General features: G+C 71.8%; 20 protein-coding genes. 6 read left to right on the top strand and 14 right to left on the bottom strand.

Annotated elements, in window-relative coordinates:
* Positions 1 to 33: 33 nt before the first annotated feature.
* From mshB to ACZK39_RS05880, 4 genes are all read right to left on the bottom strand, one after another.
* A complete protein-coding gene (gene mshB, locus ACZK39_RS05895) occupies positions 34 to 936 on the bottom strand; it encodes an N-acetyl-1-D-myo-inositol-2-amino-2-deoxy-alpha-D-glucopyranoside deacetylase (RefSeq protein ID WP_463612814.1) in 903 nt (300 codons plus the stop codon).
* 174 nt (positions 937 to 1110) lie between these two features.
* Positions 1111 to 1743 carry an HAD-IA family hydrolase gene (locus ACZK39_RS05890; protein ID WP_463612813.1) on the bottom strand — a complete coding sequence of 211 codons (633 nt, stop codon included), beginning with the start codon at positions 1741 to 1743 and terminating at the stop codon, positions 1111 to 1113.
* 101 nt (positions 1744 to 1844) lie between these two features.
* The gene (locus tag ACZK39_RS05885; protein ID WP_459055770.1) at positions 1845 to 2849 is read right to left on the bottom strand and encodes a Gfo/Idh/MocA family protein; all 1005 of its coding nucleotides are present in this window, start codon (positions 2847 to 2849) and stop codon (positions 1845 to 1847) included.
* The gene (locus tag ACZK39_RS05880) at positions 2846 to 3841 is read right to left on the bottom strand and encodes a Gfo/Idh/MocA family oxidoreductase (RefSeq protein ID WP_463612812.1); all 996 of its coding nucleotides are present in this window, start codon (positions 3839 to 3841) and stop codon (positions 2846 to 2848) included. Before ACZK39_RS05880 ends, ACZK39_RS05885 begins: the two co-directional genes overlap by 4 nt.
* A 324-nt stretch (positions 3842 to 4165) precedes the next feature.
* Here ACZK39_RS05880 and ACZK39_RS05875 point away from each other — a divergent pair, with 324 nt between their 5' ends.
* A complete protein-coding gene (locus tag ACZK39_RS05875; RefSeq protein WP_370585769.1) occupies positions 4166 to 4795 on the top strand; it encodes a cation efflux transmembrane domain-containing protein in 630 nt (209 codons plus the stop codon).
* A 108-nt stretch (positions 4796 to 4903) separates the two neighbouring features.
* Here the strand turns inward: ACZK39_RS05875 and ACZK39_RS05870 are convergent, their stop codons facing one another.
* Both ACZK39_RS05870 and ACZK39_RS05865 read right to left on the bottom strand, forming a co-directional pair.
* On the bottom strand, positions 4904 to 6628 hold the full coding sequence (locus ACZK39_RS05870; RefSeq protein ID WP_463612916.1) for a DUF5671 domain-containing protein: 1725 nt from the start codon (positions 6626 to 6628) through the stop codon (positions 4904 to 4906).
* A 16-nt stretch (positions 6629 to 6644) separates the two neighbouring features.
* On the bottom strand, positions 6645 to 7070 hold the full coding sequence (locus ACZK39_RS05865; protein ID WP_182783469.1) for a hypothetical protein: 426 nt from the start codon (positions 7068 to 7070) through the stop codon (positions 6645 to 6647).
* Positions 7071 to 7161: 91 nt separating this feature from the next.
* Here ACZK39_RS05865 and ACZK39_RS05860 point away from each other — a divergent pair, with 91 nt between their 5' ends.
* From ACZK39_RS05860 to ACZK39_RS05850, 3 genes are all read left to right on the top strand, one after another.
* The gene (locus ACZK39_RS05860) at positions 7162 to 9522 is read left to right on the top strand and encodes a glycogen debranching protein (RefSeq protein ID WP_459055771.1); all 2361 of its coding nucleotides are present in this window, start codon (positions 7162 to 7164) and stop codon (positions 9520 to 9522) included.
* Between the two features lie 5 nt (positions 9523 to 9527).
* Positions 9528 to 10541, top strand: a complete 1014-nt coding sequence (locus tag ACZK39_RS05855) for a diacylglycerol/lipid kinase family protein (protein ID WP_182783465.1) — start codon at positions 9528 to 9530, stop codon at positions 10539 to 10541.
* 127 nt (positions 10542 to 10668) lie between these two features.
* On the top strand, positions 10669 to 11262 hold the full coding sequence (locus ACZK39_RS05850) for a DUF4126 domain-containing protein (protein WP_182783463.1): 594 nt from the start codon (positions 10669 to 10671) through the stop codon (positions 11260 to 11262).
* On the opposite strand, the gene ACZK39_RS05845 is transcribed toward ACZK39_RS05850, so the two are convergent.
* The 7 genes from ACZK39_RS05845 to ACZK39_RS05815 form a co-directional block, all read right to left on the bottom strand.
* Entirely contained in the window at positions 11259 to 11825 is a 567-nt protein-coding gene (locus tag ACZK39_RS05845) for a netrin-like domain-containing protein (RefSeq protein ID WP_463612811.1), read from the bottom strand. The genes ACZK39_RS05850 and ACZK39_RS05845 overlap by 4 nt on opposite strands.
* A 75-nt stretch (positions 11826 to 11900) precedes the next feature.
* The gene (locus ACZK39_RS05840; RefSeq protein WP_463612810.1) at positions 11901 to 12896 is read right to left on the bottom strand and encodes a hypothetical protein; all 996 of its coding nucleotides are present in this window, start codon (positions 12894 to 12896) and stop codon (positions 11901 to 11903) included.
* Complete coding sequence (locus tag ACZK39_RS05835) at positions 12893 to 14014, bottom strand: phosphotransferase family protein (RefSeq protein WP_463612809.1); 1122 nt, start codon at positions 14012 to 14014, stop codon at positions 12893 to 12895. The genes ACZK39_RS05840 and ACZK39_RS05835 overlap by 4 nt, the downstream gene beginning before the upstream one ends.
* Entirely contained in the window at positions 14011 to 15825 is a 1815-nt protein-coding gene (locus ACZK39_RS05830; RefSeq protein ID WP_220491007.1) for an ABC transporter ATP-binding protein, read from the bottom strand. The genes ACZK39_RS05835 and ACZK39_RS05830 overlap by 4 nt, the downstream gene beginning before the upstream one ends.
* A complete protein-coding gene (locus tag ACZK39_RS05825; protein ID WP_463612808.1) occupies positions 15818 to 16942 on the bottom strand; it encodes a glycosyltransferase family 4 protein in 1125 nt (374 codons plus the stop codon). The genes ACZK39_RS05830 and ACZK39_RS05825 overlap by 8 nt, the downstream gene beginning before the upstream one ends.
* Positions 16939 to 18144, bottom strand: a complete 1206-nt coding sequence (locus ACZK39_RS05820) for a glycosyltransferase family 4 protein (protein ID WP_463612807.1) — start codon at positions 18142 to 18144, stop codon at positions 16939 to 16941. The genes ACZK39_RS05825 and ACZK39_RS05820 overlap by 4 nt, the downstream gene beginning before the upstream one ends.
* Positions 18141 to 19340 carry a glycosyltransferase family protein gene (locus ACZK39_RS05815; protein WP_220491006.1) on the bottom strand — a complete coding sequence of 400 codons (1200 nt, stop codon included), beginning with the start codon at positions 19338 to 19340 and terminating at the stop codon, positions 18141 to 18143. Before ACZK39_RS05815 ends, ACZK39_RS05820 begins: the two co-directional genes overlap by 4 nt.
* 154 nt (positions 19341 to 19494) lie before the next feature.
* On the opposite strand from ACZK39_RS05815, the gene ACZK39_RS05810 reads away from it, so the two are divergent.
* On the top strand, positions 19495 to 21564 hold the full coding sequence (locus tag ACZK39_RS05810; protein ID WP_463612806.1) for an NAD(+) synthase: 2070 nt from the start codon (positions 19495 to 19497) through the stop codon (positions 21562 to 21564).
* A gap of 827 nt (positions 21565 to 22391) precedes the next feature.
* On the opposite strand, the gene ACZK39_RS05805 is transcribed toward ACZK39_RS05810, so the two are convergent.
* Positions 22392 to 23231: a hypothetical protein gene (locus ACZK39_RS05805; RefSeq protein ID WP_459055775.1), complete on the bottom strand. Its 840-nt coding sequence runs from the start codon at positions 23229 to 23231 to the stop codon at positions 22392 to 22394.
* 143 nt (positions 23232 to 23374) lie between these two features.
* On the opposite strand from ACZK39_RS05805, the gene ACZK39_RS05800 reads away from it, so the two are divergent.
* Positions 23375 to 25237: a hypothetical protein gene (locus tag ACZK39_RS05800; protein WP_463612805.1), complete on the top strand. Its 1863-nt coding sequence runs from the start codon at positions 23375 to 23377 to the stop codon at positions 25235 to 25237.
* The last annotated feature ends 2 nt before the right edge of the window (positions 25238 to 25239 follow it).

The following is a 25239-nucleotide window of genomic DNA, read 5'->3' as shown; positions in this document are numbered from 1 at the left end:
TGAGCGTCATCGAGGGCCCTTTTCCTGTCCCGGTCAGCCGGCGACGTCGTCGCTCCGCAGACCGGCGAACAGGCAGCTGGCTAGCCCGTCGACCTTCGGGAACGGCTCCCCGGCGCCCATGAGGTACGCCTCGCCGGAGCCCGGGAGCTCCTGCATGATCCGGTAGAACTGCCAGAACGGGTGCTCGATGTCCACCTGGCTACGGTGAGAGCCCAGCGCCCGCCGGCACACGTCCAGCCACGGCGCGGTCTCGATCAGCGCGACGATCTGCGCCGGGTCCGGCCCGAAGCTGTCGGCGTCGCGCTCCTGCTCCGGCCACAACTCCAGCCCGCGCTCCTTCGCGATCAAGTACGCCTCTACCCACTTGTCCGTGTTGTGGGTGTTCCAGAGGATGCGGCGGATCTGCCACGGTGCGCCGAGGTCTGGGCGGTGCGACGGCGACGCCGCCAGCACGCTCGCATACAGAAGCACCCGGTGCGCCTGAATGTGATCGGGGTGGCCGTAGTTGCCGTGCGGATCGTAGGTGACGGCCACCTGGGGGCGGCGGCTGCGGATCACCTCGACGAGGTGGTTGGCCGCCTCGAGGAGGTCCGCGCGCCAGAACGCGTTGGCGGGCATCTCGTCCGGCACGGCCGCCTTGCCGTCGGGTCCGGTGGTCATGCCGGAGTCGTGATAGCGGCCCACGCCGCCGAGGTACACGTGATCGGTCACGCCCACCTCGCGCAGCGCCGCGTCGATCTCCATCCGACGGTGGTCGCCGAGTTGGGCGGGGGTGAAGTGCTGCCACTCGGGCAGCATGATCTCGCCGAGCTCGCCGAGCGTGCAGGTGACCAACGTGACCTGGGCGCCCTCGTCGAGGTACCGCGCCATTGTGGCGACGGACTGGCTGGACTCGTCGTCGGGGTGGGCATGGACGAGGAGGAGGCGATGGTTCACGGCCGACAGTCTACGCCGCGCCGCAAGGTAATCCAATCTTCAACTAGAGTGGCCGGGTTCCGGTCGGGGCTCCCCGGGGTCGTGCGGTAGATGTTCCTCCAGGCGGGGGCTCGGCGCTCTCAGGGGACCGAGGGCCCGTTTGGAGGAACACCTACCGCGCCGGGGCCGCGACCCTCAGCCGTCCGACAGCCCGAGGAGAGGGCGGAGCTCGTCCAGAGTGGCGACGGAGTGGTCCGCGCGGTCTTCCACCGGCGCCTCCGGCGACTCGAGGGTCGCCGTGGCCAGCCCCGCCGCTGCGGCGGCGTCCGCGTCGATCGGACGGTCGCCCACGGCGAGGCACCCCGCCGGGTCCAGCCCGTGCCGCTGCAGCATCGCGAGGTACATCGCAGGGTCCGGCTTGCGCGGGTACCCGTCGGTGGTGGAAATGAGATCGTCCGCCTCCAGCCCGAGGCCGTCGAGCAGTGACTGCGCGCTTGCACGGTCGCGGTGGGTGACGACGAGGTTGAGTCCGCCGGCCGCCCGCACGTCATGCAGCAGCTGGCGCGCGCCCGGCATCGCCGGAGCCGGATCCAGCCGCCACTGGGCCTTCAGCTCATCCTCCGCCGCCTCGAACTCGGCCTCCGGTACCCCGAACCGAGCGGCGAGTGTCGCGACGGCGTGCCCCGTCGACACCCGCGTCAGCCGCGACACCTCAGCCACGTCCACAGCGCCGCCGTGGGCGCGGACCACCGCAGCCAGGGCGGAATCCAGGGCCGGGTAGGTGTCCACCAGGGTGCCGCCCATGTCCCAGAACACGTGTTCGTACATGTGGAGAGCTTACGACCCAGCTGGTTGAGCCGGCTGCGGCGCGCGAGCGGCCCGGTGCCGCGTCGACGCCCCCAGCGGGTGGGGCGATCCCCACGGGTGGGTCAGGGGAGGGGGTCGCCCATGAGATCGCGGGCCCGCTCCATCAGAGTGATGGTGGACAGCGTCGCGTCCAAGGGCCGGATCGGCGATTCCGTCAGCCCCGCGCCGATGCACCGCGCCACCTCGAGCGCCTCGTGGTAGAGCCCCACGTGCGCCACCCGCTCCTCCTCCCAGCGGAGCACCTCGCCGTCACGGAACCGCACCTCCACGGGGCCAGGATGGTAGAACGGTCCGTCGAGGACGAGGGTGGCCTCGGACCCCGCGACCACCGCCGTCGTCGGCGTGTCCGCGACCATCGACGCGTGCACCACCGCCTGCCTCGACTCGCCATCAACCAGCAGCGCCGCGAACTGCCCGACGGCGCCCGTCGCGTGCCGCTGCCCGGTGGCCGCCGCGACACTCAAGCCCGGCAGAACCCAGTCCACGAACATCAGCGGGTAGGTGCCCAGGTCGTTCATGGCGCCGCCGGCCTGCGCCGGGTCCATGGCTCGGTGATGGTCGACGAGGTACTCGCCCATGTCGGCGGCCACGGACCGGACCTCGCCCAGCATTCCGCTCTCGAGGATCTGCCGGACGACGTCGTAACGCGGCAGCGCCAGCGACCATACGCCCTCCATGCAGAACAGCCCACGGCTGCGGGCCACCCCCACCAGCTCCTCCGTGTCCGCGAGCTTCGGCGTCATCGGCTTCTCCACCAGCACCGGCTTGCCGGCCTCCAGCGCGAGCCGCGCGTGGGCGAGGTGGTCGAGGTGCCCCGTCGCGACGTAGATGACATCGACGTCAGAGTTCACCAACTCCTCGTAGGAGCCGAACGCGTGCTCGATACCGAACCCGTCGGCGAACTCCCGCGACCGCTGAGTCGTCCGCGACCCCACCGCCACCACCCGCTGGCCCGTGTTGGCCAGCAGCGTGGAGACGAACTGGTGCGCGATCCAGCCGGTGCCGAGGATGCCCCAGCGCAGGCTGGGGACATCGCCGACGGGGCGTGGCTGGGGGAGCGCCCTCACCGATCGACCTCGACGAACCTGCCGCCGGTGTACATCGACTCGACCACGGCCTCCCCCACGAGGGTGGCCCGCTCGGCGTCCTCCAGCGTGGCCACCGTCGACGGCCGACCCTCGCGCACGGAGTCCACCCACTCCTGCAGCTCCAGCCGGTAGGCGTCCGCGAAGCGCGGACGCCAGTCCATGGCGATGGGCGACGAGGTGGCGAAGTTGGCGTTGACCAGCAGCTTCGCTGGCTCGGTGACGGTGAGCACGCCGGTCTCGCAGACAGCGTCGCAGCGGATGTCGTAGCCGTACCGGGCGTTGAGGAAGACCTCGACGGTGCTGAGGGACCCGTCGGCGGTGCGGACCAGGATGAGGAACGGGTCCGCGAGGTTGTTGGCGGTGGAGCTCGGGTGGCCGGCATGCCAGCTGACCTCGGTGACGGGAGCGTCCAGCAGCCACGGAATGAGGTCGAGGTCGTGGATGGCGGAGTTGAAGACCACCGACTCGTTGGTGGCCCCCGGCCCGGAGGACACGCCGCGACCCACGGAGTGGATCATCAGCGGCCGGCCGTGCTGGCGGGACGTGATGGCCGCCTTCATGGCCACGTAGCCGGGGTCGAACCGGCGCATGAATCCGACGGCGGCGCGGGCGGTTCCGCCACCGACGGCGATGCGGTGGGCCGCGACCACCTCGGCGCAGGTGGCCGAGTCGTAGGCCAGCGGCTTCTCGACCAGCACATGCTTGCCGGCCTCGAGGCAGGCCTTGACCTGATCCGCGTGCAGGAAGTCCGGTGAGGCGATGACGACGGCGTCCACATCGTCGGCCGTGATGAGGTGGCTCGGGTCCGTGAGGACGCGGGCGCCGGGGATTCCGGCGATGGCCGCTTCGGCGCGGTCTTTGTCCGGATCAGCGATGGCGACGACGTCGGCGCCTGCGATGAATCGATGGATGTTCTGAGCGTGATCGGCGCCCATGATGCCTGCGCCGATGACCCCGATGGAGAGACTCATTTGTCCTGACCTTTCTTGGGTGATTCCAGCCTACGCGATGCGCGGGTGTCGCGGAAGGGCTTCCCCCGGGCTGAGGAGTGAGGAGCGCAGCGACGAGCCTCGAGGCCTCACTGACGTTTGCTGACAGGGTCACTTCTGTGAGGCTTCGAGGCCGCTGCGCGGCACCTCAGCCAGCGGGGGCCGCTGCGCGGCACCTCAGCCAGCGGGGGGCCGCTGCGCGGCACCTCAGCCAGCGGGGGGCGCTGCGCGGCCCTCCGAGAGTGGGGATCTGGGGAGGGTAGACCGGCCCTGGACCCCCACTCTGCGAGGGGTACCCTGTCGGCCGTGCACGAAATCGACCCCACCCGCGTCCGCGCCCTCAAACGGACCGTCCTCATCGTCGCCCTGCTGAACCTGGGCTACTTCTTCGTCGAGAACGCGGTGGCGCTGGCCATCGGGTCGGTGTCGCTGTTCGCGGACTCGGTGGACTTCCTCGAGGACACCGCGGTCAACCTGCTGATCTTCGCCGCACTGGGCTGGCCGCTGGCGCACCGCTCCGTGGCGGGCAAGGTGATGGCGGGGATCATCCTGGTGCCCGCCGTGGCCGCGTTGTGGATGGCGATCGCCAAGTTCCAGAACCCAGACGCACCAGACCCTCTCTCGCTGATCCTCACCGCCGGCGGCGCCGTCGTCATCAACACCATCTGCGCGATTCTGCTTCTGCGGCAGCGTGACCACGGCGGCTCCCTGACCCGCGCTGCGTGGCTCGCCGCCCGCAACGACGTGATCATCAACCTCGGCATCATCGCGATGGGCATCGTCACGCTCACGCTGGTGCCCAACGGCTGGCCGGACCTGCTACTCGGGATCGGCATCCTGGCGCTGAACCTACGGGCAGCCAAGGAGGTGTGGGAGGTCGCGGAGGAGGAGAACCTCGCCGCGAAGGCGCTCGCCGGCGAGGTCGACGACGACTGATCCGCCCCCGGGCGTCGGCGCTGCGCCCCTGCCCCCTGCGCTGCGCCCCTGCCCCCTGCGCGGCTGTGCCCGGCTCAATCCGGGAGGGCTCAATCAGCGTCGGGAAGGTCAGTCAGGATCGGGGCTCGCGGCGCGACGACCGCTCGGGTCAACCACCACGACCCGATGCCCACCGCCCTCGGCGAGCACCATCACGTCCAGGCCCGGATACAGGGCCAACTCGTCGGCCAACCCCGCGACATTCCAGTCCGCGGACGGGTGGTCCAACCGCCCCCACACCTCGACGTGGGCCCCCGTCGCGCGGGAGACCTCGCGGTCCACTTCCGGCCCTACTGCGCCGATGAGCACCACGGTCCTCGGCCCCCGCGGGCGCGCCGAGGCCCCGGCCACGCGATCGGCCCGGAACACCGCCCCGTGATAGGCCGACACCGCGGCCGCCCCAACCAGGGTCCCCAGCGCGTAGCGCATCGACCGCACGGTGGCCGCCCCGAGGGACCCAGCCACCACGTCCTGCAGCAGGGTGACGGCGGCCGTGATGAGCGTGATCACCGCCGCGACACCCGCCAGCCCGAAGAGCACCACCAGGTAGACCCGACGCGCGGGCGAGGCAGCCTCCGCAGTGGGATCGACGGCGGCGCCCAGGCCGACCCGCCGCCAGAACACCCACCACACGGGTGCGCCCACGACGAGCAGCGTCACCGCAGCCCAAAGCGTGTTGACCACCGGCATGCCGGCGTCGATGCCGGGGGTGAGGGCCTCGATGAGGGTCACCAGCAGGGTGCCGACGCCGACGGCGGCAGCCACCAGCCCGATGCCGGCCACCAGGTATTCGTAGACCCGCTGCGGCTCTGTGCGCGCCAGGCCTTCCTGGCCGGAGGCCAGCACAGAGCGGTGGTACCACCAGATCAGGACCCCTACCAGCAGCGCGGCCAACTCGAGCGAGGCGCTGTCGAAGTGCCCCGACGCCGTCAGATCCTGCCGGTCACCGAAGAACCACACCAGCACGCTCCACAGCAGCCGGCTGCCGGCCACCAGTGCCATCACCAATCCGCCGCCCACCCCGAGCGGCAGCACGAAGGCCAGCCACAGCGGCCGTCGGGGCAACGCAATGGCCCGCGTGGCCCAGTAGCGCATCCAGATCAGCGCCCCGACGAGCAGTGTCGCGGCTCCCTCGCCGAGCATGCCCAGCGGGCGGCCGACCGTCTCGGGGCGCAGCAGCAGATCCAGCGAGGTGCCCAACGTGATGACCAGCCCGGCGGTCCCGAAGGAGAGGCCCACCAGCGATCCGAGCAGCAGATGCGCGGTCTGGCGGGGCTCGTCGAGGGTCCGTCGTGCGATCTCCCAGTGGACCCACCAGACGGCAGCCCAAGGGACGAAGGTCGCGGCGGACTCCGCGTCGAGGCGCCCGTCCGAGACCAGCAGGTAGCCCACGTTCTGCACCGACGACGCCGCGACGACCGCTCCGGTGAGCGCGGCCAGCGTCACGTAGGCCACCCACATCGGGGACTCGGCCTCGGTGGGGTCCGCCTTGTGCATGCGGCGCGTCCACCAGGCCAGCAGCAGCGCCAGGGCGCCGCCGACGAACGTGAAGGCCAGCCCCCTCGCGAGTTCAGCCGACGGATCCTGCCACTGGGGCACCTCGGCGCCCAGCAGCCTCCCCAGCAGCTCGTCCACGCCCAATGCCACGACGATCACGAGGGCATACAGCACGGCGTACTGGAAGAATCGGCGCACGCTGCGCGCGTCGACGCCGGGGCCGCGGCGCCTGACTCCCGTCGCGATCAGGGCGATGAGCCCCACCACCACCGCCAGGCTGATGAACCCGGAGACCATCTCAACCACCACCGTCCTACTTGCAGCCGTAGACAGGCCAAGGGTGACCGGTCAGCATCCACTCGCCATCCCGCGCGCGAAGCTCGAACTGTTCGCGATGCTCCCACGTATCGAGCATTCCGCCCTGGGATTCGGTGATATCGGCCACGACGATGGCCTTGTCGCCATCAACGCGGGTGTCGGCGACGGTGAGGCTGGCGCGCAGCGGCCGCTGCACCCCCGGCAGGGGGGCGGAGCAACCGAGGGACGGATCCAGGTAGCTGACCGCCTCGTCGTCGTCGCCCCTGATGAGGGCAAGGGCGTAGAGCTGGACCACGCCGTCGGGCGTCGACGGATCAAGGTCTGGCTGTTCGCGGGTGGCGGTGAAGACGCCGGCCATGACAGCCAGGAGCGCCACTGTCGCGATCACCACCGCGAGCACCACGTTCGGGCGCGTGTTCATGCCTCCAGCGTCCTCCTGCCGCGACCCGTTGGGAAGAGATCCCGGGCGCTCGTTGCGGCAATCTGGTGGGCGGCGTGTCAAAATCGTCGCCATGACACGCGTGATAGCGCTCGACCGGCGCTCCTGGTCCAAGGCCACCTGGCCGCTGGGCACACACCCCCACGCAGAGGGGGTCACCTTCGCCGTCTACGCCCCGGCCGCCACGCGGGTGCAGCTCGAGATCTACCCGGAGGCGATGGGTGCCTCCGCGCAGCGCACCTATCTCCTCGCCAAGGGCCGCGACGGCGTCTGGCGGGCCTGGTTGCAGGGCCTGCAGTTCGGGGCCCTGATCGGCTTCCGCGCCTGGGGCCGGAACTGGCGGTATGTGAAGGGCTGGAAGCCGGGGTCGGATCTGGGCTTCGTCTCCGACCTGGACAAGGACGGCAACCGGTTCAACCCCAACAAGGTGCTCTTCGATCCCTACGCCCGCGAGGTCACCCACAACGTCTTCACCGACCAGCTGCATGATTACGGCGTCAACGACGGCGTGTTCGGCACCGGCGGGGAACTGGTCGACGGCGTCCCCCGTCGCAACATCGACACCGGACCGTACGCGCCGAAGGGGGTGCTGATCGCCGACTACACGCCCGTCACGCCGAAGCCCCGCATCCCGAGCGAGAAGAACGTCATCTACGAGGTGCAGGTGGAGCAGCTGACCGGCCATCCGTCGGTGGCGCGGCTGTCCGAGCTGCTCAGCCGCGAACCGGGCTTCGAGGGCGTCGTCGACATCCCGCCGGAGTTCCAGGGCACCTACAAGGGTGCCGGGATGATGGCGCCATACCTCAAGGCGTTGGGGGTGACCACCGTCGAGTTGCTGCCGGTGCACGAGACGAACGCGTCGGAATCCGCCCGCCACGGCGCGGTGAACGCCTGGGGTTACATGACGCTGTCCTTCTTCGCCCCGAACCGGCAGTACGCGGCGGACAAGAGCTGGTGCGGGCCCACCCGCGAGTTCAAGGAGATGGTCTCCGCGTTCCACGACGCGGGCCTCGAGGTGTACCTCGATGTGGTCTACAACCACACCGCCGAGGGCGGCAACTGGAACGGTGACGTCAACGCCACCGGCTTCACCAGCCTGGGCGGGTTCGCCTGCGCCGAGTACTACCAGATGACGCCAGACAAGATCCTGGTCGACGGCGCCACGGGCACGTCGAACCAGATGAACTACTCCTCCGAGGCGGCCAGGAAGCTGGTGCTGGACTCGCTGGAGTACTGGACGCAGGACATGCAGGTGGACGGCTTCCGGTTCGACCTGGCCACCGTGCTCGGCCGCCTGCCCGGTGAGGCCGCCGCCGACGACTGGGCCAGGCAGAAGCGGTTCTTCTCGGACCACCCGTTGCTGGTGGACATCGCGGCCATGGCGAAGGCCGAGCACATCGACGTCATCGCCGAGGCGTGGGACCTCTGGGGCTACGAGGTGGGCAACTTCCCCCGCGGCTGGGGCGAGTGGAACGGCCGCTACCGCGACGCTGTGCGCCGCTTCACCAAGGGTGACGCCAACATGGTGGCGTTCACGGACATGTTCAACGGCGACTACCACCACTTCCACGACAGCGGCGGCGCGCAGAAGACCATCAACTTCATCACCGCCCACGACGGCTTCAACATGGCGGACCTGGTGTCCTACCAGGAGAAGCAGAACCACCAGCCGCCGCCGTTCGGTCCCTCCGACGGCGGGTCGGACGACAACCTGTCGTGGGATTCGGGGGGCTCCCAGGCGCTGCGCCGCCAGCGGTTGCGCAACCTCTGGACCATCCTGTTCTTCTCCCGTGGGGTGCCGATGATCGTGGCCGGCGACGAGTTCGGCCGCACCCAGAACGGCAACAACAACCCGTGGGCGCTGGACTCGGTGGCGATGCGCAACAACTACGCCATGATCCCCACCAACGCCCCGCAGCGGGTGCCGGTGGCCGACGGCGTCGACGAGCCGTACCACGACAATCTTGGGCAGTACGAGACGCCCCCGCACGTCAACGGGCAGTTCCGCTTCGCCACCTTCCTCGCCAACCTCCGCCAGCGGCACGAGGCGCTCCAGCAGAGGCGCTGGGGGGACATGGTGGCAGACGACAAGGACGTGTCCTACCTCTTCCACACCCCGTCGGGCGAGGGGTTCCCCATGGAGGGGGACCGGGCGGTCTCCATCCAGATCGACTCCCCGGGGGACGACTTCTGGGTGATGATCAACATGGCCGACCACGAGATCGAGTTCAAGGTCCCGCCGCCCCTGGAGGGCTACGTGTGGCGGCGGCTCATCGACACGTCGACCTTCGCGGAGCCTGCCTGCAACTACTGGAACGAGGGTGAGGGCTTGATCGTGTCCGAGACCGCGACCGTTGCGGCCTGGTCGGTCATCGTGTGGCAGGAGCAGCCGAAGCCCGACGGTTCGCGGGTCATCCCCGTCTGGAAGGACTGACTGACATGGCTGAGGCAAGCGGCGGGTCTGTGGCATCGGGCGAGGCGACGGGGGCACGCGGCCGGCGCGCCGCCGTCGTGTTCAACCCCACGAAGGTTGAACGTGCGGGGCTGGAGAAGGTGGTTGGTGCGGCCGAGAAGACGGCGGGCTGGGGTCCGTCGCTGTGGCTGGAGACCTCCGCCGAGGATCCGGGCACCGGCATGGCACGGCAGGCCGTCGACGAGGGGTGCGCGGTGGTGCTCGGGGTCGGCGGTGACGGCACCATCCGGGCCGTGGCCGAGGGCCTGCGGGGTAGCGGGGTGCCGCTCGGGCTCTGTCCCCAGGGCACGGGCAATCTGCTGGCCAGAAACCTGGAGCTGACGTTGGACAACCTGCCCGAATCGGTGAAGGCGGCGTTCGAGGGCGTGGCGCGGCCGGTGGACCTGGGGATCGCCGCATGGACGCGGGAGAGCGGCGATCGCGAGGAGCGCACCTTCGTCGTGATGGCCGGCATGGGCCTGGACGCCCAGATCATGTCGTCGGCGGATGAGAAGCTGAAGAAGAAGTTCGGCATGGTGGCCTACGTGAAGGCCGGTCTGGAGTCGCTGCGCAAGAACCACCGGATGCGTCTGCAGTACCGCCTCGACGACGACGCCCCCCAGCGCGCGCGGGTGCACACGGTGCTTGTCGGCAATTGTGGATCGATCGGCGGCAACGTGCTCCTCATGCCGGACGCCGCCGTCGACGACGGGGTGCTCGATGTGGTCGCGGTGGAACCGCAGGGCCGCTTCGGGTGGGTCCGCGTGGCGTGGAAGGTGTTGGTCGACAACGCCATTTTCCGCGGCCGGAAGCGCAGCCAGGGCGGGAACCGCGAGCTGAGCTACCAACAGTGCCGACGCATCGAGGTGTGGTTGCGCGAGCCGGAGGAGATCGAGCTCGACGGGGACCACTTCGGCGAAGTGACCTCGGTGACGGTGACTGTTGAGCCGAAGGGGCTGCAGGTGATGATGCCCGCCGGGTGGGAGCCCTCCGCCGCCTGACCCGCCGTCGCCCGGCGCCTGCACCGCCGTGCTGCCGCCCCCGACGGGGTCCCGAGTGTTACTTGTCATGCTCAGGGTCGAGCACGACCTTGAGCATGACAAGTAGCCAACCCCCCATAATGGCGGCATGGAACTGCTCCCCATGACGTTCGCCTCCGGGTGGGCCTCCGGCATCAACGCCTACGCGACGGTGTTCATCCTCGGCCTGCTGGGCCGGTACGCAGGCACCGGCGGCGTCCCCGAGGGGTTCATGCGCACCGACGTACTGATCATCATGGGTGTCCTCGCCCTCCTCGAACTGGTGGCGGACAAGATCCCCGTCGTCGACTCCATCTGGGACGTGCCCTCCACTGCGATCCGCCCCATCGCCGGGGCCGTCATCGGAGCGCTCATCGCCGGCGCCAACGGCGACCTGCTCACCATCTCGCTGGCCGCCGTCGGAGGGGTGACGGCCCTGCTCAGCCATCTGTCCAAGGCCGGGATCCGGCTGGCGGTCAACACATCCCCGGAGCCGGTGTCCAATGTCGCGGCGTCCGTGGCCGGGGACGTCGGCGTGGTGAGCGTGGCCACGTTGGCGGTGCTGTTCCCAGTTACGGCCGCGATCGTCGCCGCGATCCTGCTCGCCATCATGATGTGGCTGGCGTGGACACTGATGTCGCGGATCAAACGCGGGTGGGAGTGGTTGAAAGCTCGGTGGGGCGCGGCGGACACACCCGCCTAGCGCCGCCTCACGAACCACACCGCGACACCCGCCGCGACCAACGCGACAATCAGCCCCGCGGCGACGGCTGGGTCTGCCAGCAGACTGACCCCAGCCGACGGCGTCCCAGGAGACGGCTCCATACGTGAGGGATCTCCCAGGTAGGCGGTCAGCTCGGCCGCGACAGTGTCGTCGGCCGGCCCGGACCCGTCGCACAGGTTGGACCGCCAGGCGGCACCGTCGGGCTGGGCGAACAGGATGATCTCCATCCCCTCCTCGATGCCCTCCCAGCCGCAGCTGGCTCCGTCGACGGCGGTGAGCACCTCGACGGTGCCGGGAGGATCGCCCTTCCACGCCTGCGTCAGCTCGACGGTGTAGGTGGCGTCCTCCATGCTCGAGGTGGGCGCCGCCGGGCGCTCGACCGCGACGACGGTGCCGCGCGCGACGACCGCGGCCATGTCGGCCTGCTCCGTCGGCGTGAGTGCCACGCAGCTGCACGCGACTGCCCGGGGTGCCTGCTGCCAGCTGACCACGAGCGTGGTGGCGAGCATCGCGACCACCACCAGGAGCGCCTTGATCCTCATCCCTCCAGGGTGCCACCGCGACCCTGCTGGGTCATCCCCGAGGCGGTAACCGTCGCCGAATCGTGACCTCGGCTGTCAGCCTGAGAGGGGTGCGTGGGTGAGGGTGCGGTCCACCCAGGCGTCGAGCCAGCGCCCCGCGGAGGGCCGGAACGAGTAGACGAACGCCAACCGCAGCCGCGCCGCCGCTCCGTAGGTCGCCAGCCGCTCCGGGCTGATCCGCAGCTCCTCGACGACGCCGGCGAGGGCCTCGCGGACGGGTCCTGGCTCCCGAAGCGATCCCTGAGCGTGCCGCAGGTCGACGTGAGTGAGCAGGTTCGCCAGGTCCAGGGCCGCCTCGCCCCGGGCCGCGGTGTCCAGATCCAGTAGGGCGAGCGAATCCCCGTCCCACAAGGCCTGTTTGTCGTGCAGGTCGCGGTGCAGCGTCACCGCGGGGTCCGGTGCGTCCGCGAGCCCCCCGCACGTCCTGTCGACGGCGCGGGCCAGCTCCGCCATCCGCGGCAGGGACCCGAAGAGCTCAGCGTGCCCCAGCCACTGCCGCAGCACCGCGACCTCGGCGGCCGCGTCGTGGGCAGGCACGTTCACCGGCTGCCGTGCCAGCAGAGGCCACCGGGCCGCGAGCTCGCGCCACCCGTCGAGGCCGTCGTCGCCGAGCTCATGCAGGGTCCGGCCTGGGAGCAGCTCGAACTCCAGCCGATCCTCCGCCACGGCCCGCACTGCCGCGGCGCCCAGGCCGGCCCGTCGGCACGCCTCGCCCATCCGCGACGACACCGCCGCGACCCCCGCCGCCCGCCCGGGCCGCAGCACCTTCGTCGCCCGGTCCGGGTGCAGCACCACGGCCCGCCTGTGCAGCCGGTGCACCACCAGCCGCCCTCCCGACGGCGTCAGCCCGGGGAGACGAGGGTCGCGGCGGTGCCCGGCGAGCCGCAGCCCACCGTCGGCGGACAGCCGCCCGGCCAGAAGCGACGCGTCGCGCACCACCTCGACGGTGAGCGAGCCGTCGCTCGCCGGCCACGCGCGCCTCACCCCTGGCAGCTCCCGCAGCGCGGACAACGCCCGCGACACGCCCGTCACACCAGTTCCTCGAGGAGGTCCAACCGCCCCGCGACACCCGCGCGCCACCCCGGATCGGCCCGCCGCAGGGGATCGACGGCGCCCAGCAGCACCGCTCGCGCCCGACCCACCCGCAGCTCCGCATCGCCTGGGATGCTGCCGCCGCCCGCGCGGTACCCATCGAGCAGGGCCTCCCCGAGCCCGGGGGCGGCGGAGGCCAGGTAGGAGCCGAGGTCCGCCGCCGGTGCGCCGACAGTGGCCCGGTCCAGGTCCGTCAGCCACACCCGCCCGGTCTGCCGCTCCAGCAGCACCTGGTCCGGGGAGAAGTCGCCGTGCAGCAGGGCGCCCCCGCGCCCGACCCGCGCCCACAGGGCCGCGACCCGATCGGTCAGGACGGAGACCCGGGAGGCCAGGCCTGCTTCCAATGGCGCCAGGATCTCCGCGTGGGCGCGGCCCTGCGCCGCCAGGTCCGGCTGCCGAGCCGCCAACCAGCCTGCGACCTGCACCGGTACCGCCCCGACGGCCCCGTGCAGGAGAGCCAGCGCGACCCCCGCCGCGCGGGTGCCGGCCACGTCGGGGGTCCGCTCCAGGTCGGTGTCGCCCACGAACCGCTGGATGCGCACCCCCCGCCGCGACCCGTCGTCGATCCGCCCAGGCACGGGCACCCCGGCTGCGACCAACACCGTGTCCAGCGCCAGCGCCGTCGGGTCCGCCTCGTCGGCCACCCGCACCGTCGTCGCTGCCCGGCGCACCACCAGGCGCCGGGCAGGGTTGTAGCGCAGCACCGGATCGTCGACCCCCAGAACCCCGGCCACGGCAGCGCCCCGCAGTGCGCCGGCGAGCACCGGGTCCGCCCACACCTCACCGCTCTCCAGCACCAGGTCGCCGTCCAGCGTCCGCAGGCGGTACCGCTGGCCGCGCCGGACTGCCCGTTCCTCCGCCTTCTCCGTCTTGGCCCGGCTCGCCGGCCACAGCACCCGCGCCCACCCGTCGACCTCCCCCGTCCGCGCGTCCGCCAGCGCCGCCACCACGGACACCCCCGGTTTGATCCGCAGCCGCGACACCACAGCCTCGCGCCCCGTCAGCTCCGAGATCGACGGCGGGTCCAGCAGCAGCGCCACCACCTCGTCGGTCCTCATCGCGTGCCCATCCGGATCTCGTCGGGGGTGCGGCCGCTGGCCTCCACCCAGGCCCGGAACGAGGGGTCGTCGGCGAGCAGCGCCGCCGGCGAGCCCTCGCGCAGGATCCTGCCGTCCTCCAGCCACACCACCCGGTCCGAGCGGAGCGCCATCTCGACGTCGTGGGTGACGGCCAGGGTGGTGCGGTTCTCGACGAGGGTATCGATCGCGTCGAGGACCAGCCGGGCGGACTCCGGGTCCAGGCCGGTGGTGGCCTCGTCGAGCACCACGACTGGGGCGTCGCGCAGCAGCGCGCGGGCGATGGCGACGCGCTGCCGCTGCCCGCCGGACAGGGTGCCGCCGCGCTCGCCGACGACGGTGTCGTAGCCGTCTTCGAGGTCGAGGATGAACTCGTGGGCGTGCGCGGCGCGCGCCGCGATCTCGACCTCCACGTCGGTGGCGTCCTGCCTTCCCAGCCGGATGTTCTCCCGGATGGTGCCCGTGAACAGCACCGCCTCCTGGGCCAGCAGCGAGACGTTGGCCCGCAGGTGCCCCAGGTCCAGCTCCCGCAGCGGATGACCGTCCAGGGTCACCTCGCCGAGCTGGGGGTCCAGCGCCCGCACCAGCAGCGAGACCAGCGTGGACTTGCCGGAGCCGGACGGGCCGATGACGGCCACCTTCTCGCCGGGGCGGGCCGTCAGCGTCACCCCGCGCAGCACCGTCGTCCTCCCGTAGCCGGCCACCACGGAGTCGAACCGCACCCAGCCCCGCACAGCCCGCGGGGTCACTGAGCGCCGCGGGGAGACCACCTCGGGGGCGATGTCCATCAGGTCCGCCACCCGCTCGCCCGAGGCGCTGGCCCGCGCGATCCGGCCGGTGTACTTCGCCATGTCGCGCAGCGGTTTCATGGTGGTGCGCAGGTAGGTGGTGAACAGCACCAGATCGCCCGGCGTCATGGCGCCGTCCAGGACGCGCAGGCCGCCGCCGACGAGGACGACGGCGGTCGCGAGCCCGACGATGACGTCGGTGCGGCGCTCCAACCCGGCCGCCAGCCGCCGGGACTTCACGCCCTCCTTGAGCGAGCGGTGGTTCGCCGACGAGAACCGGCCGGCGATGTGCTCCTCCAGGCCGTACGCCTGCACGATCCGGATCGACGAGAGCGACTCCTGCGCAGTGTTGGCCAGCTGCCCCTCGCCCTTGCGGGTCTGGCGTGAGGCCACCGCGATCTTCTGCGAGGTGCCCACCGAGCCCACGAAGAACAGCGCCATGGCCGCCACCACCACCAGCGACAGCAGCGGGTCCAGCACCAGCATCACCACCAGCATCACCGCCAGCGTGAGCAGGTTGGCCACCAGCGGCAGACCCGCGGTGACGGCCACCTCCTGCATCCGGCCCACGTCGCTGACGAGGCGCTGGACCGTGTCGGCGCTGCGGTTGCGGGAGTGGAACTGCTGCGACAGGCCCTGCACATGACGGAACACGCGTGCCCTCAGCGTCGTGGCCACCCGCGACCCCACCAGCGCGAACGCCACCGTTGCCAGGTAGTTGCTGAGCGCCCGGAGCCCCACGATCACCACCGTCGCCACGCCGCACCAGACGAGCAGGCCGACGGTGGCGGGGGCCTGGCCCGCGCCGAGGTCGGCGCCCAGCGAGGCACTCACCGCGTCGACGACGAACTTCATCGGCCACGGCTCCAGCACCCGGAACACCACCTCGAGCAGCAGCACCCCGGTGCCGCCGAGCATCAGGCGCCGGTGGCCGACGAGGTCGGGGCGCAGCAGCGCCAGGGTGCGGGCCATCGCGGAGCGGTCCAGCCGCGTGCGGTCACTCATCGCCCGCCTCCGCGAGGGCCAGGATGCGATCCACCACGCCGGCCCAGCTGTGCCGCTCGACGGCGTGCGCCCTGGCCAGGCGGCCCATCCGCGACCTGAGCGCGGGGTCGGCGGCCAGGCCATCGAGCGCGCCCGCCAGGGCGGCCGGGTCCGACGGCGGCACCAGGACGCCGTCGCCGTCGAGGATCGCGGGCAGCTGCCCGACGGCCGATGCCACCACGGGCAGCCCGGCCGCGAGGTACTCGTAGACCTTCAGCGGCGAGAAATACTGGTCCCCGTCCGCCGGCGACGCCGGGTAGGGCGCCACGCCGACGGCGGAGCCCGCCAGGTGCCGCGGGATCTCGGCCGGGGCGACGGCGCCGCGGAAGTCCACCTCGACACCCCGCCGGGCCGCCAGCCGCTCGAGGGCGCCGCGCTCCGGCCCGTCGCCGATGATCCGCAGCCGCCAGCGCACGCGGGCCAGCGCGGCGGCCTCCACCAGGTCTGACACGCCGTGCCAGGGCTTGAGGGTGCCCACGAACGTCACCACCGGCGCCCCCGGAGACTCCGGCTGGGGCGCGATGCGCTGCACGCCCACCCCGTTGGCGACGGTGTGTACGCGGCCGCCGTCGGTGTGCCGCCGCACCCAGTCCCGCACCGGGTCCGAGACGCCCACGGTGGCCGAGGCGGCCTTGACCTGCGCGCGGAGCGCCGCCCAGGCGAAGGGCTCGTCGACGAGGTCGCGGTGCGTGCGCTGCTCCTCGATGAGGGGGGCGTTGACCTCCAGCACGGTGCGGGCGCCCAGCGCCGCGCCGGCCAGCGCCAGGGCCGTGCTGAACAGGGAGTAGCGCTCGTAGACCAGGTCCGCGCCGCCGTCGATGACGAGCCGGGCGATCATGTCCGAGGCGGTCCGCTGGGCGCGCTCGCGGGCGGCCGGATCCCCCTTCGCGACGGCGACGGGCACCACGTCGAGGCCGGCCAGGTCCTCGGGCACGTGCTCCCCGATGCGGGTGGCGTAGACGGTGACCTGATGGCCGCGGGCGCGGAACTCGCGGACCACCTCCTGGATGTGCACGGAGGCGCCCTTGGTGCCGAACACCGGGATGCCGGGGTCCACTGAGACGTAGGCGATCCTCATCGGTCGGCTCCGTTCTGCCAGGCGCTGAGTGTCGCGGCGTGACGGCGGCTGTCGAAGCGCTCCTCGATGAGGGCGCGGGCGTTGGCCGACATTGCCTCGGCGGGCAGCCGACCGGCGGCGAACGCGGACAGGGCATCGGCCAGTCCGGTCACATCCCCGGGCTCCAGGAGCACGCCGGTCTCGCCGTCGAGGACCACCTCCGGCAGGCCGGTGACCGCGGTGGCGATGACGGGCGTGCCCACGGCCATCGCCTCCAGGACGACGGTGGGGAGGCCGTCGACGTTGCCGTCGTCGGCGGGGATGCAAGGGGCGGCGAACACGTCGGCCTCCTCGATCAGGGCCCGGATCTGGGTCTGGGTGCGGGGGCCGACCAGGCGGACGGTGCCGCGGAGGCCCAGCTCGTCGATCCGTGCCTGCAGCGCGGGCGCGAGCTCGCCGTCTCCGGCGATGGTGACCCGGAGCGGAAGCCCCGCGGCGGTGGCCTGGGCGGCGGCGTCGATGAGGTTGCCGAACCCCTTCTTCGCCACCAACCGGCCGACGGCAGCCACCGTGAGCCGCTGGCCCGGCTCGGGGAGGTCGCGGAAGGGGAAGCGGTCCAGCTCCAGCGCGTTGTACTGCAGGGTGATGCGGGCGCCCGTCCCGTCGAGGACGCGCTCCAGGTGTGCGAGGTTGAAGCGGCTGATGGCGATCACCCGGTCCGCGTCGGCGGCCAGGCGGCGCAGCCAGGCGAGGTCGACCGACTCGTGGAAGATGTCCTTGGCGTGCGTGGTGAGCGTGAACGGCACCCCGGTGAGGCGCGAGGCGATCCAGGCGGCGCGCCCGGCGAGGGTGGCGAAGTGGGCGTGCAGGTGGGTGATCCCGTCGGCCACGACCGCCTGCGCCAGCTCCACCCCCTGGGCCACCTCGTCGCCGGGGAGTTCCGCGAGGTGCGGGAGGGTCGCGGCGAAGCGGTCCCGCATGGCCGGGTCCTGGACGGCGTCGGCGATCCGCGCCCACAGGTCGGCGCCTTTCGGGTACCGGGAGATCCACGTCACGTTGGCCTCCACCCGGGCGATCTCGGGGTGGAAGCGGGCGTCGGTGGTGGGACGCAGGGCGTAGATGGAGAGGTCGTCTCCGTGGGCCTCGCGGGCCAGGATCTCGGTGACGATGAACGTCTCCGAGAAGCGCGGATAGACCTTCAGGACGTAGCCGATGCGGGTCATGCCCCCACCCCCACGAGGTAGCGGGAGCGGTCCGCGTTGAGCAGGGTCGCCGCGTAGCCGGCGGTGACCGCCAGGCCGTCGAGGCGGATGCCGGAGCGGTCGACGCGACGGTGGACGGCGTCGGCCGCCCAGGAACCCAGCGCGGCGGGGGTGGCGTGTCCGGCCCGGAGGAGGTCAGCGGCACCCGCGCGGGCCATGGAGCGGGCGCGGATCAGCTGCTCTGTGCGGGGCTGCTCGCGAGGCACCAGGAGCGCCGGGGTGGCGGTGGCGAGGACCTCGCACACCGTGTTGTAGCCGGCCATCGCGATCACGGCCGAGGCGGCCCGGATGTGGTCCGGGAGGCCGGGAAGGTCGCGGTGCACGTCGGTGAGCGGGCCGGCGGCCGCGGCGATCTCGGCGTGGGCGTCGTCGTCGAGTTGGGGCCCGGTCACCACCAGGTGCCGGTGCCCGGGGGGAACCTCCATGGCGACGGCGGCGCGCAGCAGCTCCACGCCGTCGGAGCCGCCGCCGGTGGTGGTGAGGATGAACGGGGGATCGGCGGCGAGGGTCGCGGCGGGGGCGTCGGCACGCCCCTCCGCCAGATAGCCGGTGAACCGGATCCGGTCGATCAGCGCGGGGGGAGCCTCGCCGGAGGCGATGGGATCGTGGATCCGCGGGTCGCCGTACACCCACACCTCGTCCACCAGGTCGCGCAGCTTCATCGGGTTCTTGAGCCGACGCCACTCCGCCGCGACCACGTCGGGGGCGTCGAGCACCTCCCGCAGCCCGAGGACGACGCGGGTGGTGGGGCGCGCTGCTCGCAGCCGGCGCAGGGGGCGACGGAGCTCCTTGCGGACGCCGTAGATGTGGCGGTCGATCACAACCAGGTCCGGCGCGAAGCCGAGCAGCGCGGCCTCGAGCACCGAGGAGCGGAGCTGGATCAGGTCGTCGGTGCCGGCGTCCAGGTGTCGCGGGTGATACTCGCCGCCGTCCTTCGCGATGCCGGGGATGGTCAGCCAGTCGAAGCCGGCCGGGAGCGGGAACGCGCTGGCGCGGGGGAGGCCGGAGACCAGCAGGCCGGAGACCGGCCGGCCGGTCAGCGCGGGGAGCGCGGCGGCGAGGTGGTGCGCGATGGCGAGGTTGCGACGCACGTGGCCGAGGCCCTGCGAGTCGTGGCTGTAGAGCACCACTTTGGTGGGTGAGCTGTCGTCCGGCATCTCTGCTCCAGTCCCTCGTCCGCCGGGTGTCGGCCCGGGCCGCCGGTCCCAACCGGCCGGTGAGATGAGCCTGCCGGGCGTCGGTGAGGCGCCCGTGAGCCGTCGATGGGAGAACTCTCATGAAGCCGCCGTGGTGCGTGCAAGACTGACGCCCATGGAGTTCTCCTCGCTGTACCGCCACGGGTTCGCGCGGGTTGCGGCCTGCACGCTTCCGGTGATCATCGCGGACCCGGCCGCCAATGCCCATGCCATCTCGCTTGAGGTGAAGGCGTGCCACGACGACGGTGTCGCGGTGGCGGTGTTCCCCGAACTGTCGCTCTCCGGGTACGCCATCGACGACCTCCTGCTGCAGGACGTGCTGCTCGACGCCGTGGACCGCGCCGTCGTCGAGCTGGCGGAGGCGACCGCGGACCTGCTGCCGCTGATCGTCGTGGGGGCGCCGCTGCGCGCAGGCAACCGGCTCTACAACTGCGGAGTGGTGATCCACCGCGGGCATGTGCTCGGCGTGGTGCCGAAGGCGTTCCTGCCCAACTACCGCGAGTTCTACGAGAAGCGCTGGTTCGCTGACGGCGCGGACCTGGACTTCGGCACCCTCCACAGGCCCGGGTGGCCGGCCGAGTTCGGCGAGGTCCCCTTCGGCACGGACCTGCTCTTCGAGGCCCGGGACGTGCCCGGCCTCACCGTCCACGTCGAGGTCTGCGAGGACATGTGGGTGCCCGTGCCGCCGTCGTCGCTGGCCGCGATGGCAGGCGCGACGGTGCAACTCAACCTGTCCGCGTCCCCCATCACCGTGGGGCGGGCCGAGGACCGGCACCTGATGGCCCGCTCCGCCAGCGCCCGCAACAACTCCGCCTACGCCTACGCGGCGGCCAGCTTCGGCGAGTCCACCACGGACCTGTCGTGGGACGGCATGACGATGGTCTACGAGATGGGCGAGCTGCTGGGCCAGACCGAGCGCTTCCCGCACGCGGCGCAGCGCACCGTCGTCGACGTGGACCTGGACCGCCTGCGCCAGGAGCGGATCCGGCAGGGGTCGTTCGAGGACAACCGGCGGGCGGTCGGGGTTGGGGAGTACCGGAGCATCGATTTCGCGGTCCGGCCCCCTTCGGGGGATCTCGGGCTGCGGCGCCCGCTGGACCGCTTCCCGTTCGTGCCCGACGACCCGGCCAGGCTGCACCACGACTGCTACGAGGCGTACAACATCCAGGTCTCCGGGCTGGAGCGGCGGATGAAGGCCATCGGGGGAGGGGATGCGGCCAAGTCGCCGAAGATCGTCATCGGCGTCAGTGGAGGGCTGGACTCCACGCACGCCTTGATTGTCGCGGCGAAGGCGTGCGATCGGTTGTCGCTGCCCCGCACCCACATCCTGGCGTTCACGCTGCCCGGCTTCGCCACGTCGTCGCACACGAAGAACAACGCCACCCTGCTCGCCGAGGCGCTCGGCGTCACGTTCGAGACGGTCGACATCACGGCCATGGCCACCCAGCTGCTCAAGGACCTCGGCCATCCCGCGGGCGACGATGAGCCGGTCTACGACGTGACCTTCGAGAACGTGCAGGCCGGCATCCGCACGGACTTCCTGTTCCGCGCCGCGAATCAGCGCGGCGGGATCGTGCTGGGCACCGGGGACCTGTCCGAGCTGGCGCTCGGCTGGTGCACCTACGGTGTGGGTGATCAGATGAGCCACTACGGCGTCAACGCGGGAGTCCCGAAGACGCTCATGCAGCACCTCATCCGCTGGGTGATCAGCACCGGCCAGTTCGAGGAGAGCGGGGTCAACGAGACCCTGTCGTCGATCCTCAACACGGAGATTTCGCCCGAGCTGATCCCGGTGGGGGAGGGACAGAAGCCGCAGTCCACGGAGGACTCGATCGGGCCCTACGCCCTGCATGACTTCACCCTGTTCGGCGTGCTGCGCCGCGGCTACCGGCCGAGCAAGATCGCGTTCCTGGCGCACCATGCGTGGCGGGATGTCGACGCGGGCCACTGGCCCTCGGGGTACCCGGAGGCGGACCGTACCGCCTACGACCTGGCCACCATCAAGAAGTGGGAGTCGGTGTTCCTGCGTCGGTTCTTCGCCAACCAGTTCAAGCGTTCGGCGATGCCCAACGGGCCGAAGGTGCTCTCGGGTGGGGCGTTGTCGCCGCGGGGGGATTGGCGGATGCCGTCGGACGTGTCGGCGACGGCGTGGTTGGCCGAACTGAAGGACAACGTTCCGGACTGAGGCGTCATTCCCGCTGGCTGAGGTGCCGCGCAGCGGCCCACTCCGCTGGCTGAGGTGCCGCGCAGCGGTCCACTCCGCTGGCTGAGGTGCCGCGCAGCGGCCTCGAAGCCTATGAAACGCAGGCTGACCAGCGGATGGGGACCCGCTCAGCCGGTGCGCGGACCCGTGAGTCGAGGCCCGGGCGGCCGTTGTGCGTGGTCTGACTTGGGGGTTCAGTCTTGGCGGTGGCCGGGTGGTGAGGCCGCCCGGGCCTCGTCTCCCGTCTCCACGCACTGGTCTCCGTGTGGCGTGGTTAGCTTCGGGCGCGGTTCGCCGGGACGGCCCCTGGTGCGGGTCAGTCCAGGCGGGACGTCAGCTGGGTGATCGTCGGGTTGGGCATCACTGCGCCGCGCCGCCCCCGTCGATCCGCTCCCAGCGGACCACGACGCCTCCGTATTCCTGGCCCCGCCGGGGCTGAGTCCTGGGACGGCTCTTCTGCTGGCTGAGCGCTTGAGACGAGCGGCCGCTCCCGGTGGCTGAGGTGCCGCGCAGCTCTCTCCCGCTGGCTGAGGTGCCGCGCAGCGGCCTCGAAGCCTATGAAACGTAGGCTGACAACGAACGTCCCTTGAGTCCCTCTGAGGCTCGTCGCTTCGGGATGGGGGCGGCGACCCCTCTCAGCTGGGTGAGCCAGCCGGCGCCCGGGGCTGGGACCCGCCCCAGGGCCGCCGACGAGCCGGGTGCCCCCCAATTCACCAGGCTCGCCGGCGGCTGCTCGTGGGGTTGGCGTGCCTCACCGCCCGTCTTGGGCCGCACATCCGCACGAGGCGTGACGGACCGCAGGCCCCGCTTCAGGAGGTGGCGATGGTCCAGGCGCCGTCGGCCTTGACGAGCAGCAGAGACGGGCCGGCCATCAAGGGGACGCTGCCCTCGTAGGCGCCGATCTCGTTGATCAGCAGGCTGGGCCAGGTGCCGTCGGACTGCTGGAGGACGAAGTTTGCACCGCCGTCGTGGGTGACGGCCGCGACCGCCGCCCCACCCTCGTACTTGAACACGGCGTCGCCGGCCCCGCTGAGTTGTGCCGGTGCCACGGGAGCAGCGGTGACGGGATCGATCTGGACCGTCCAGGAACCGTCCGCCGTGATCTGCAGCATGGTGGGCTCGCCACCCATGAGGCCGTAGGAGACGGTGCCGGAGTAGGTGCCGATCTCGTTGACGAGCAGGTCATCGAGCTGGTTCGAGCCGTCAAGCGTCTGGAGGACGAAGTTGGCGCTGCCCTCGTGGGTGGCGGTGACCAGAGCGGCCTCGGCGTCGGCCGGCAGCTGGATCACCGAGTCGCCGGTGCCGCTCTGCGTGATGGTGGCGAAGGCGCCGAAGCGCTCGGCGTAGGGGTCGGCTTCTGGCGCCGGGGATTCCTCCGGCTGTGTGGCGGCGGTGCTCGACGGGGCGCTGCTGGCGGCGGGTGATGCAGCAGGACTCGACGGACTCGTTGCAGGGGCGGAGCTGGAGGCGGGGGCGGCCACGGGTGCCGCAGTCTCGGCCGGATCCGAGAAGGCGCCGCCGATACCGGCCAGCACCAGGAGGCCCGCAGGGATCAGTACGCGCTTCTTGCGGTACCACGGCCTGGTGAGCGGCGGAGGGGTGGGCATGGGGGCGCTGGGCTGTTGTTGCCACTGTGGCGTGGTAGTCACGGTGTCTCCTTGGGGTCGACGATGGATCCACGATCCCAAGGCTGGCTTCTCATGTCGCGACAGCGTGCGATAAGGGGGATTATCGCAGCACAAAGACCCAAGTGGCGATGCTCGGCTACTGTGATCGCCGAGGGGAGGGCGCCATGCTCATCACAGCTACCGACGTGTCGATGATCGCGCGCGTCCGCCGCCCCGTCGTCTCCATGTGGCGCAAGCGCTACGCAGGGGCCGACGCCTTCCCTGAGCCTGACAGCGCAGGGCTGTTCGACGCGGAGCGGGTCGTCGGCTGGCTGGCGGAGCACGGGCGCGGGAACAACCCGCAGCCTGAGCGTGCGCTGCCGCTGCTCGGCATGCTCGTCGAGGCGCGCACGGACGTGGCCCGGGCGATGGAGCTGTCCGCCGTGCTCGCGTTCCGGGCGGCCTACGGGGAGGAGCTCGTCGACGACCTCGACGCTCACAGAGGCGCCGCTCTCGGCGGACTCGACGCGTGGGACAGGCTCCACTGCTTCGGCAGTGAGGTCCTGGCCCTCGGCGACGGCCTGACTGAGACGGCTGCAGCGGTAGACGCCTTCCTCGACGAACGCTTCGGGGCGGCCGACGCCATGCGGTGGCTCGCCGACGACTGCCTCGTCCGCCACCTCCCGCCCTTCGCCGCCGCAGGGCTGTCTGACGCGGCTGCAGGACTGGTGGCCCGGGCCGCCGTGGGGCTCGCGGACCTCTCCCCGCAACCCTCTCTGCTCGATTCGGCCGGCACCGGCTTCTCCTGGCTGCAGCACCTCCCCCCGGAGTGGCCCGCGCCGGTGGGGATCCGGATCGACGAGTCGCCGGTGGGCCGCCACTCCCGGCGGGTCCTGCAGGTGGGGGAGTGGGACGCGCTGGCGGTGCCCGACGAGCGCGGCTGGGCCGTCGCCGTCGACGCAGCCCTCGATGCAGACCCTTCGGAGCTGTTCGCGCGCGCCGCGCTCGGCGACGACCGCCAGGTCCGGCTGGTGCTCGGCCCCGCCAGGCTGCTCGCCGATCCCGCAGGGGATCTTGTCGCCCGCGACGCACTCCTCCGCGACGGCGTGGTCCGCGCCGTCGTCAAGCTGCCGGCGGGATGCCGCCCGGCCCACCCGCGCGAGGCGCTGGCGCTCTGGCTGGTGGCGGAGCGCGACGAGCTGCCGTTCGACCAGCACCGCACCTTCGTCGCGGACCTCACCGGCGTGGACCTACCGCAGGTGACCGCCGACCTTGTGGTGGACCTGACGGTCGCCGCGCAGGACCTTCCCGCCCAGCAGCACCGCGCGTGGCGGGTGCTGCGCCCAGCCCTCACCCGGCACCTCCTCGCTCGCCGCGGCTCCCTCGTCGCCATCTCCCAGGCGCCAACAGGACGGCGCGCGCAGGCCCCGACGCCCGCGGAGTTGGAGGCCAAGGCCGAGGCGGTGGGGTTGGGCACGCTCCCGCTCCCACTCGGCTCCGGCGCCCGGAGGACCCGGTCCGAGATCACCGCCCAGACAGGCCTCGACGACGGCTGGCTCAGGCTTCTCGCCGGCTCCCGGATCTCGCCCGATCAGCTAGGCGAAGGCGACCTCACCGTCTGGACCGCCGACGGCGGCCGCCTCGCCCGGACCGTCCGCGTGGACCGGTTGGCCGCCCTCGGCCGCCCGCGCACGTGGCTGACGCAGCCGGGCGACGTGATCCTCGGCCCGGGCCCGGCCGCCGTCCTTGACCTCGACGGTGGCTCGCTCGTCGCCGCCCCCGCCCGGGCGTTGCGCCTCACCACTGACGCGCCCGTGACCGCCCAGCAGCTGGCCCGCGCCGTCGCCGCCGCGCCGCACGGCACCAGGCCGCCCCAGTGGCGGCTCACCCCGCTCGACCCAGCCCAGCGCGTCGCGCTGTCTGCGGCGGCTGACAGGATTGGGCAGCGTCGGGCCGAGCTCACAGCCCAGCTCGACGCCCTCAACTCGTTCGAGGACTCGCTCCTCGACGCCTGCGAGACCACCACCCTCACCCTGGAGACCCGCTGACC

The organism is Tessaracoccus luoxuelianae (genome assembly GCF_055326245.1).
This window is presented reverse-complemented; position numbering and strand designations above follow the sequence as displayed.

Coding starts and splice junctions, on each gene's coding strand:
- ACZK39_RS05890 (WP_463612813.1), bottom strand. CDS start 1,743: ATGTACGAACACGTGTTCTGGGACATGGGCGGCACCCTGGTGGACACC.
- ACZK39_RS05880 (WP_463612812.1), bottom strand. CDS start 3,841: ATGAGTCTCTCCATCGGGGTCATCGGCGCAGGCATCATGGGCGCCGAT.
- ACZK39_RS05870 (WP_463612916.1), bottom strand. CDS start 6,628: ATGGTCTCCGGGTTCATCAGCCTGGCGGTGGTGGTGGGGCTCATCGCC.
- ACZK39_RS05865 (WP_182783469.1), bottom strand. CDS start 7,070: ATGAACACGCGCCCGAACGTGGTGCTCGCGGTGGTGATCGCGACAGTG.
- ACZK39_RS05860 (WP_459055771.1), top strand. CDS start 7,162: ATGACACGCGTGATAGCGCTCGACCGGCGCTCCTGGTCCAAGGCCACC.
- ACZK39_RS05855 (WP_182783465.1), top strand. CDS start 9,528: ATGGCTGAGGCAAGCGGCGGGTCTGTGGCATCGGGCGAGGCGACGGGG.
- ACZK39_RS05850 (WP_182783463.1), top strand. CDS start 10,669: ATGGAACTGCTCCCCATGACGTTCGCCTCCGGGTGGGCCTCCGGCATC.
- ACZK39_RS05845 (WP_463612811.1), bottom strand. CDS start 11,825: ATGAGGATCAAGGCGCTCCTGGTGGTGGTCGCGATGCTCGCCACCACG.
- ACZK39_RS05835 (WP_463612809.1), bottom strand. CDS start 14,014: ATGAGGACCGACGAGGTGGTGGCGCTGCTGCTGGACCCGCCGTCGATC.
- ACZK39_RS05830 (WP_220491007.1), bottom strand. CDS start 15,825: ATGAGTGACCGCACGCGGCTGGACCGCTCCGCGATGGCCCGCACCCTG.
- ACZK39_RS05825 (WP_463612808.1), bottom strand. CDS start 16,942: ATGAGGATCGCCTACGTCTCAGTGGACCCCGGCATCCCGGTGTTCGGC.
- ACZK39_RS05820 (WP_463612807.1), bottom strand. CDS start 18,144: ATGACCCGCATCGGCTACGTCCTGAAGGTCTATCCGCGCTTCTCGGAG.
- ACZK39_RS05815 (WP_220491006.1), bottom strand. CDS start 19,340: ATGCCGGACGACAGCTCACCCACCAAAGTGGTGCTCTACAGCCACGAC.
- ACZK39_RS05810 (WP_463612806.1), top strand. CDS start 19,495: ATGGAGTTCTCCTCGCTGTACCGCCACGGGTTCGCGCGGGTTGCGGCC.
- ACZK39_RS05800 (WP_463612805.1), top strand. CDS start 23,375: ATGCTCATCACAGCTACCGACGTGTCGATGATCGCGCGCGTCCGCCGC.